This is a genomic window from Algoriphagus aquimarinus (genome assembly GCF_007997215.1).
GTDB classification, from domain to species: Bacteria; Bacteroidota; Bacteroidia; order Cytophagales; family Cyclobacteriaceae; genus Algoriphagus; species Algoriphagus aquimarinus_A.
Genome location: NZ_VORW01000052.1, coordinates 1 through 827 on the forward strand (window position 1 = coordinate 1; position 827 = coordinate 827).

Consider the following 827-nt stretch of genomic DNA (forward strand, 5'->3'; position numbering starts at 1 on the left):
TGTCTCGTCCTGAAATAAGTTGACACCAAATCGACTTATTATGGAAAAAGAAAACCTCTCTAGTGTCAAGGGGAAAAAGCGTTCGCAACGTGATTACAATTTAGGCTTTAAATTGACCCTGATTTCCCGGATAGAAAAAGGCGAGATGACCTACAAACAAGCCCAACGGATCTATGGTATTCAAGGAAGATCCACGGTTTTGGTCTGGTTGCGAAAACATGGTAGTTTAGACTGGTCTAGACCTAACCATGAAGCGATGAACCCCTCAAAATCAGAAGAAACTCCTGCTCAGAAGATCAAACGATTGGAGCGAGAGCTGGAAGATGAACGGTTAAAGAATCTGATTCTTAACAAAATGATTGACATCTCCGATCAACAGTATGGCACAGCCATTCGAAAAAAGTTTTCTCCCAAACCGTCTGGCGCCTCCACCAAGAGAAACAAATAAGTATCTCTGGGTCATGTAGGGTGTTTGGGATTAGTCGCCAGGCCTTGTACCAAGGCAAACAACGGGCAAAAAAACGGGAAGAAGAGCTTTCTAAGATCAGGCCCTTGATTGTCGCCAAGCGGATGAGGATGCCCCGTTTAGGGACCAGAAAACTGTATCATCTCTTAGCGGATCAGTTTGATCACCTCGGAGTGAAGTTGGGTAGAGACGGGCTTTTTGATTATCTCAGAGAACAAAAAATGCTGATTAGGCCATTAAAAAGCTATACCAAGACAACCCATTCCAAGCATTGGTTAAAAAAGCATCCTAATTTACTCAGGGATCTGGTACCTTCAAGAATGGAGGAAGTCTTCGTCAGTGACATCACCTATGTTAGAAG

General features: G+C 43.4%; 1 protein-coding gene and 1 pseudogene. Both read left to right on the forward strand.

Annotated features, from left to right (window positions below; all coding sequences use genetic code 11):
• Positions 1 to 40 precede the first annotated feature (40 nt).
• The gene (locus ESV85_RS22120; protein WP_146921524.1) at positions 41 to 448 is read left to right on the forward strand and encodes a hypothetical protein; all 408 of its coding nucleotides are present in this window, start codon (positions 41 to 43) and stop codon (positions 446 to 448) included.
• A 128-nt stretch (positions 449 to 576) separates the two neighbouring features.
• A pseudogene (locus tag ESV85_RS22125) lies at positions 577 to 827 on the forward strand (IS3 family transposase); the annotation flags it as partial.

What these genes read in the sequence shown, in the direction of transcription:
- ESV85_RS22120 (WP_146921524.1), top strand. Translation starts at nt 41, where the DNA reads ATGGAAAAAGAAAACCTCTCTAGTGTCAAGGGGAAAAAGCGTTCGCAA.